Annotated in this window: 7 protein-coding genes; 6 read left to right on the top strand and 1 reads right to left on the bottom strand. The window is 59.7% G+C overall.

All coding sequences use genetic code 11. The features are described 5' to 3' along the window. Window positions 1–238 (top strand): PfkB family carbohydrate kinase (locus tag PFH44_RS23810; protein ID WP_283826357.1); only part of this gene is annotated, 238 nt, incomplete at its 5' end. Between the two features lie 3 nt (window positions 239–241). On the opposite strand, the gene PFH44_RS23805 is transcribed toward PFH44_RS23810, so the two are convergent. Continuing rightward, window positions 242–1195 carry an ABC transporter substrate-binding protein gene (locus PFH44_RS23805; protein WP_283826356.1) on the bottom strand — a complete coding sequence of 318 codons (954 nt, stop codon included), beginning with the start codon at window positions 1193–1195 and terminating at the stop codon, window positions 242–244. A gap of 343 nt (window positions 1196–1538) precedes the next feature. Here PFH44_RS23805 and PFH44_RS23800 point away from each other — a divergent pair, with 343 nt between their 5' ends. From PFH44_RS23800 to PFH44_RS23780, 5 genes are all read left to right on the top strand, one after another. Then, entirely contained in the window at window positions 1539–2561 is a 1023-nt protein-coding gene (locus PFH44_RS23800) for a LacI family DNA-binding transcriptional regulator (protein WP_045854956.1), read from the top strand. A gap of 380 nt (window positions 2562–2941) precedes the next feature. Further along, window positions 2942–3688, top strand: coding sequence for an ATP-binding cassette domain-containing protein (locus PFH44_RS23795; protein ID WP_161795676.1), 747 nt, complete (start codon window positions 2942–2944; stop codon window positions 3686–3688). An 18-nt stretch (window positions 3689–3706) separates the two neighbouring features. Continuing rightward, entirely contained in the window at window positions 3707–4708 is a 1002-nt protein-coding gene (locus PFH44_RS23790; protein WP_161795651.1) for an ABC transporter permease, read from the top strand. 3 nt (window positions 4709–4711) lie between these two features. Continuing rightward, the gene (locus PFH44_RS23785; protein WP_041145068.1) at window positions 4712–5791 is read left to right on the top strand and encodes a phosphotriesterase family protein; all 1080 of its coding nucleotides are present in this window, start codon (window positions 4712–4714) and stop codon (window positions 5789–5791) included. A gap of 14 nt (window positions 5792–5805) precedes the next feature. Next, window positions 5806–6262, top strand: a 457-nt coding sequence (locus PFH44_RS23780) for a glutamine amidotransferase (RefSeq protein ID WP_283826354.1), incomplete at its 3' end; no start/stop codon positions are given.

Here is a 6262-nt window from a genome sequence, read left to right as displayed (position 1 = left end):
TGGCCAGCGTCGATTCTCTCCCGCCGCCGCCGCCGAGGCGCTTGATACCACCGGCGCAGGCGACACCTTTCTCGCCGTTATGCTGGCATCCGCGCTGCGGCGTGGCGTGGCGCCCGACGCTCTGGCGCTGGCTCATGCCAGCCGCGCGGCCGCCATCACCGTGAGCCGTCGGGGTACGTTCAGCGCCTTTCCCGACGGCCGCGAGCTCGCCGCCCTGCTAGCGGCGGACGATGCCTGAAGATTACTTAAACAGCGAGCGGTAGGAATCCACGTTCGCTTTGGTCACCACCGTAGCCGGAACCAGAATGGTTTTCGGCACGGTTTTACCCGAAGTAATCGTGTTCAGCGCCTTCAGCGCCTGGGCCCCCATCTGCTCAGGATCCTGCTGCAGCACGGCGGTAACGTAGCCGCCGTCGATGCCCGAAATCGCCTTCGCCGTCAGATCCCAGCCGAAGACCTTAATATCCTTCTGCCGCCCCTGGTTTTCCACCGCGGCAATAGCGCCGAGCAGCGCGGGTTCGCCGGTGGCGTAAATCGCCGTCAAATCCGGGTTGCCGGTAATCAGGTTCTCCGCCGCGGTCATCGCTTTATCCTGCACGTTCTGGCCGTCAACGACGTTGGCAATGGTAATTTTCGGGTTACTTTTCAGCGTCTCCTCAAAACCCTTCTGCCGCTGGTTCTGAATCGCCGAGTTCAGGGCGCCGACGATCCCCAGCCGCGCCTGGCCGCCCATCTCTTTCTGCACGTAGTCAACGAAGTATTTACCAATAATGCGTCCACCTTCGATATTATCCACGCCGACCTGGGCCGCCTGAGGCCCCGCCGGTAATACCGCATCAATAGCAATTACCGGAATGTTAGCGGCGGCGGCCTCTTTTACCGCTGGCATAATTCCGTTGACGTCAATAGCGGCAATCAGGATGCCTTTAACGCCTTGCTGAATATAGTTTTCAATCGCATCATTCTGCGCGACGGGATTATCGTTGGAGTTGAAAATAACCAAATCCTTACCGCTCGCCTTAGCCGCATCCTGCGCGCCTTTATTCATCAGATTAAAAAACAGCGCCTGCTGATTGATTTGCACTAACGCATAGGTTGGATTGGCGGCACTGGCGGCAGAAATAAAGCTAACCGATGCCAGCAGAGACGTTGCAACAGCAATAAAACGCAGTTTTCCGGTGTTAAATAACATCATCAGTATCCTCGTCGGGAATCATTGATAGCCAGCAGAGTTCCGCGCCGCGGTGCGAACGCAGAAGGAGTATTTTTTTGGCGGGCAAATATCGTATATGGCCAGCACGATCGCAGATCGTTTGGCTAATACCAGCTTGATGCATTCCGGCAACCGGTCCGTTTCGGTGCGCGACTGGAATGTTTTAAGCGGGTTTGGGAATGACTTCCCGGATGATGCGGTAAACTTCCTATACAATTCTCCGCCGATTAAGTTTTGTCAAGCATTTATTTAGCGCCGCCGCGGGCGGAAAAATTGCTGTATTGACCGCGCTTAACTATGTTACAGATAGCCGACTCTGGCAGAAATGGCGCAGGAAATGAGTATAAAACGCGTATTGTTATCCGATGTGGCAAAGCTGGCGGGACTGTCGAAGGCCACCTTATCTCGCTATATGAACAACAATATCGTGCTGCCGCAGGAAACTATCGACCGCATTGAAACGGCGATCCGCGAGCTGGACTATCGCGGAAACAGCCTGGCGCGGCGCCTTAGCAAAGGGGGCAGCGAAACCCTCGGTCTGGTCCTCCCCGATATCACCAACCCCTTCTTCGCCGAACTAGCCGACGCCGCCGAGGAGGCCGCTTCGGCCAGCGGCTACAGCCTGGTGCTGTGCATCACCCGCAACAATCCGGAAAAAGAGTGCCAGTTCATTCGCTGGCTGGATACCTGCCAGGTTGACGGCCTGCTGTTCACCACCAACCGCCCCGATAACGGCCTGCTGCGTAAAGAGGTTCAGCGTCACGAGCGCATCGTTTTGCTGGATGAGGATATTCCCGGCAGCAAGGTGCCGAAGGTGTTTGCCGATAACGTCCAGGGCGGGCGAATTGCCACGGAAAAGCTGATCGCCGCCGGGCATCGCCATATCGCCTTCATCGGCGGGCCGGACAAGCTGATGAGCGTGCGTGAACGCTACCAGGGATTCTGCACCGCAATGGAGCAGGCCGGCCTGAGCTGGCCCCCCGAGTGGGTCATGTACGGCGACTACCAGCGCGAGTTCGGCCAGCAGGCGCTTAAGCGCCTGTTCAGCCAGCCGCTGCGCCCCACCGCCGTCTTTGCCGCCAGCGACTATCTGGTGCTTGGCCTGCTCGACGGGCTGCGCGCCTGCGGACTACAGGCGCCGGAGGCGCTGTCGCTGGTCGGCTTCGACGACGCTAACTATGCCGATTTTACCCAGCCGCGCATCTCCACCATCCGCCAGCCCGCGCGGGAGCTGGGCCGCACCGCGGTGAGCATCATGCTGCGCCTGCTGAATAACGAGCAGGATATCCCGGCGGAGACCCGCCTGCCGGTGGAATGGATTGGTCGCGATTCGATCAAAATTTGTTAAGCGCGTCCCAAAATGGCGCAAAAGCGCCCAATTTTGGCGCAAAAAACGTTCAACTTAAAATCCCTTTATTATAATTAGTAAACCGGTTTACTTATAAACCGTTAATAAATTCTTTCTGTTACATAGGGTTAAGTGATGGGGCTGCTGTGGTTTTTCTGCCCTGGCACGGATGCTGCAATGTTCTTACTGGCGAACAAATATCTTAAATAGCGTTTGACCTGACTGTGCTTGTGAAAGCTCCACTCCGCAGGTAAACCGGTTTACAAGGGTGTAAACCGTGTTGGATGGAGTCTTTTACCCACGACGGCAAACATTTTCCCGGCAATAGCGATGGGAGCGATCGGATGCAGCAGCCACAAACTATCCCGCCAAGGGTAGAGATGATCAATATCACCAAGACCTACGGGTCGATACGTTCCCTGCGCGGCGTAAACCTGGAGCTGGCTCCGGGCGAAGTGCTGGGCCTGGTGGGCGATAACGGCGCGGGGAAATCAACCCTGACCAAAGTGCTGTCCGGGGCGGTGATCCCCACCAGCGGGACTATCCGCATCGACGGCGAACAGCACCAGTTTACTAACCCGGCGGACTCTCGCCGCTGCCATATCGAGATGGTGTATCAGGACCTGTCGCTGTGCGACACCGTTGACGTTGCGGGCAACCTGTTTATGGGCCGCGAGCCGATGAAATCGGTGCTCGGCATCCCCTTCCTCGACGAGGCCAAAATGCACGCCGACGCGCGGGAGATGCTCAAGGGGCTGGGTATTTCTATTCCCGATACCCGCCTGCTGGTCCGCAACCTCTCCGGCGGTCAGCGCCAGGCCATTGCCATCGCCCGCGCGGCGGCCTTTGACCCCAAGGTGCTGATTATGGATGAGCCCACCGCCGCGCTTGCCGTGGCGGAAGTGGAGGCGGTTCTGGAACTGATTCGTCGCGTTTCGGCTCGCGGCGTGAGCGTCATTCTGATCACCCACCGTCTGCAGGATCTCTTCCTCGTCTGCGATCGGATCATGGTGATGTATGAAGGCACCAACGTCGCCGACCGGCGGGTGGCCGACACCAGCCTGAGCGATATCGTAAACCTGATCGTGGGCGAAAAATTCACCGCTCGCTCAGCGGCAGCACACTGAGGTAACAGGATGAGTATCATGAACTTAAGCAGCTCCCGCATGATCCAGCATTCGCTGCCGCGCCGCCTGCTGCATAACCACTCCGGCGTGGTCAGCATCGCGCTGTTTTTCGTCTTCTGCTGCGTGGTGTTTTCACTCATTACCAGCAACTTCCTTACCGGGACCAACTGGCTGAATATCATTCGCCAGAGCGCCCCGCTGCTGATCGTGGCGACCGCGATGACCCTGGTGATCACCACCGGCGGCATCGACCTGTCGGTGGGATCGACCCTCGCGCTGGTGGGCGCGCTCTCGGCCATCGCCCTCAACAGCTGGGGTTTACCGTGGCCGGTGGTGCTGCTCGGCGGCCTGCTGCTCGGCGGCGTGGTCGGCGCCATCAACGGCTTCTTCATCGCCTATGAAGGGATCCCGGCGTTTATCGTCACCCTCGCCACCCTCGCCGTGGTTCGCGGCATCGCGCTGCTGGTGACCCAGGGCTACTCGATCCCCGTCCCCGCCGACAGCCTGTTTACCTTTATCGGGCGCGCGTGGGTTGTGGGTATCCCGATGCCGGCGCTGATCGGCGTTATGATCCTGGTTATCGGGCATATCGTGCTGAATCATATGCGCTTTGGCCGCTACGTCACAGCGATCGGCGCCAACGCCGAGGGCGCACGACGCAGCGGGATTAACACCAAAGCGGTGACCATGCGGGTGTATATCATCAGCGGAATGGCCGCCGCGCTGGCCGGCATGATCATTACCGCGCGTCTCGGCAGCGGCTCGTCCAACCAGGGGGAAGGCTTCGAGCTGCAGGTGATTGCCGCCGTGGTCCTCGGCAGCACCAGCCTGTTTGGCGGCTTCGGCACCATTATCGGCACGCTGCTCGGCGCGCTGTCGATTGCGGTTATCCAGAACGGGCTGATCCTGTCGCATATCTCGCCGTTCTACACCCAGATAGCCACCGGAACCATTATCCTGCTGGCTATCTGGCTCAACACCCGCATTCTTAACCCCACGCGATCTGCGGCGAAAGGATAGCTCATGAAAGGATCAATTTTTCGCCACCCCACTCCGCTGCCGGTCGGCGTCAGCAGCGGCTACGTGATGACGGTGCTCGGCCCGCTGCCGGTCAGCGAGATGGGCGTCACGCTGATGCATGAGCATATCCTGCTGGATGCCTCCGGCAAGTGGGTACCGCCCTGCTGCTGCAGCGATCGCCATCTTGCCGAAATGCCGGTGAAGATGGAAAACCTCGGCGAGCTGTCGCTGAACCCGCTGATCAGCCGCGATAACTGCCAGCTGTTTGACGTCGACGTGGCTATCGAAGAGCTGACCAAATATCGCGCCCTTGGCGGGGAAACGGTGGTCGATCCGACCAATATCGGCATCGGCCGCGATCCGCTGGCGCTGGCGCGCATCGCTCGCCTCACCGGGCTGAACATTGTTATGGGCACCGGCTTCTATCTGGAGCCGTCGCACCCCGAATGGGTGAAGAGCAGCAGCGTCGAACGGCTGACCGAGCGGCTGATCTACGACCTCGGCGGCGCGGAGGAGAAGCCGGAGGTCATCGCCGGGCTGATCGGCGAGATCGGCGTCTCCAGCCGCTTCACCGCCGATGAAGAGAAGTCCCTGCGCGCGGCTGGCCGGGCAAGCGCCGCGACCGGCGTGCCGATCGAGGTCCACCTGCCGGGCTGGGAGCGTCTGGGCCATCGGGTGCTGGATATTCTCGAACAGGAAGGGGCCGATCTGCGCCATACGGTCCTGTGCCATATGAACCCAAGCTTTGCCGACAAGCGCTATCAGCGCGAGCTGGCGCAGCGCGGGGCGTTCCTCGAATACGACATGATCGGCATGAGCTACTACTACGCCGATGAGTCGGCGCAGTCGCCCTCCGACGAGGAGAACGCCCGCGCCATCCGGGAGCTGATTGACGACGGCTATATCCAGCAGATCTTGCTGTCGCAGGACGTCTTCCTGAAGACCATGCTCACCCGCTACGGCGGTCACGGATATGGCTACATACTCAAGCATTTCGTTCCCCGCCTGCGCCGCCACGGCGTCAGCGGCGAACAGCTTGAAACCCTGATGATTGGCAATCCCCAGCGGGTATTTGGCGGATAAAAAGGAAAGGTATAATGAAGAAGAAAGTTTTACTGGTCGGTGAATCCTGGACCAGCACCGCAACGCACGTTAAAGGCTTCGATCAGTTTGCTACCGCCACCTGGCACACCGGCGCGACGGATTTTCTGGCCGCGCTGGCCGACAGCAGCTATGCCATCACCTATATGCCGGCCCACGCGGCGGCCACCGAGTTCCCGCTGACCCAGCAGGAACTGCAGGAGTGGGATGCGATTATCCTGTCGGACATTGGCGCCAACACGCTGCTGCTGCACCCCGACACCTGGCTGAAAAGCCGCCGCACCGCCAACCGCCTGACGCTGCTGCATGACTACGTTGCCGCCGGCGGCTCGCTGATGATGATTGGCGGCTACTACAGCTTCCAGGGGATTAACGGCGGCGCCCGCTACCGCCATACCTGTCTCTTATACCCATTTCCGAGCCCACGGGACCCCTGGGCATCCCGTATGCCGC

The organism is Klebsiella sp. Ech2A (assembly GCF_030078455.1).
Taxonomy (GTDB): Bacteria; Pseudomonadota; Gammaproteobacteria; order Enterobacterales; family Enterobacteriaceae; genus Klebsiella; species Klebsiella terrigena.
Note: the sequence above shows the minus strand (reverse complement) of the source record. Positions and strands in the feature narration are given on the sequence as shown.

Coding starts and splice junctions, on each gene's coding strand:
- PFH44_RS23805 (WP_283826356.1), bottom strand. CDS start 1,195: ATGATGTTATTTAACACCGGAAAACTGCGTTTTATTGCTGTTGCAACG.
- PFH44_RS23800 (WP_045854956.1), top strand. CDS start 1,539: ATGGCGCAGGAAATGAGTATAAAACGCGTATTGTTATCCGATGTGGCA.
- PFH44_RS23795 (WP_161795676.1), top strand. CDS start 2,942: ATGATCAATATCACCAAGACCTACGGGTCGATACGTTCCCTGCGCGGC.
- PFH44_RS23790 (WP_161795651.1), top strand. CDS start 3,707: ATGAACTTAAGCAGCTCCCGCATGATCCAGCATTCGCTGCCGCGCCGC.
- PFH44_RS23785 (WP_041145068.1), top strand. CDS start 4,712: ATGAAAGGATCAATTTTTCGCCACCCCACTCCGCTGCCGGTCGGCGTC.